Source organism: Caballeronia arvi, from assembly GCF_001544695.2.
Lineage (GTDB): Bacteria > Pseudomonadota > Gammaproteobacteria > Burkholderiales > Burkholderiaceae > Caballeronia > Caballeronia arvi.
In genome coordinates this window covers 1-930 of record NZ_FCOM02000278.1, presented here as the reverse complement: position 1 = coordinate 930, position 930 = coordinate 1, and the positions used below count along the sequence as shown (strand labels likewise).

Below are 930 nucleotides of genomic sequence, written 5' to 3'. Positions count from 1 at the left end.
TTTGGGCATCGAAATGCCTGGACTGACCATGCCTTGGAACCCGCAAAACACCATGCAACTTCGCCTCGAATTCGTCACGCTTGCCGTGAAAGCAGAAATCCCCTTCAGCGAACTGTGCCGACGCTTTGGCGTGAGCCGGCAGACTGGCTACAAATGGATCGAGCGCTACACGGCTCACGGACTGGAAGGCTTGGCCGACCGTTCCAGACAGCCGCACGCCAGTCCGAATCGAACCTCTGAAGAAATGGAGGCGCACGTACTCGAAATGCGCATCAGACATCCCGCCTGGAGCGCGCACAAGATCGCCCGGCGCTTGCGCGATCGGGGATTGCAAGGCGTGCCTGCCGATAGCACGGTCAATTCGATTCTGCGTCGCCATGGATGCATCAGCGAGCAAGCCTCGGCTAATGCCACGGCCTGGACGCGTTTCGAGCGCGACGCGCCCAACGAGCTTTGGCAGATGGACTTCAAGGGCCATTTCGCACTGCTCGATCGCACCCGCTGTCATCCGCTCACGGTGCTGGACGATCATTCGCGATTCAACATCGTGCTGCAGGCGTGCAGCGCCCAGAACGGCCAGACGGTGCGCGAGCATCTGCAGCGCGCCTTCGCTCAATACGGCCTGCCGCGGCAGATCAACACCGACAACGGCGCGCCGTGGGGCACGCCGAGCAAGCCCGGTGAGCTCACCGAGCTGGCCATCTGGCTGATTCGGCAGGGTATCCATGTCAGCTATAGCCGTCCCTATCATCCGCAGACCAACGGCAAGGACGAGCGCTTTCATCGCTCGTTCAAGGCCGAAGTGCTCAACAATCGCAGCTTTACCGGCCCGGACCAGGCGCAAGCCGAATTCGATCGCTGGCGCGATATCTACAACTTCGAACGCCCGCATGCAGGCATCGGCATGGCCACCCCGGCCACGCGCTACAG

1 protein-coding gene is annotated in these 930 nt (G+C 61.6%); it reads left to right on the top strand.

Translation table 11 applies throughout. The features are described from left to right. Positions 1-13: 13 nt before the first annotated feature. Positions 14-930, top strand: a 917-nt coding sequence (locus tag AWB74_RS46290) for an IS481 family transposase (RefSeq protein WP_143749556.1), incomplete at its 3' end; no start/stop codon positions are given.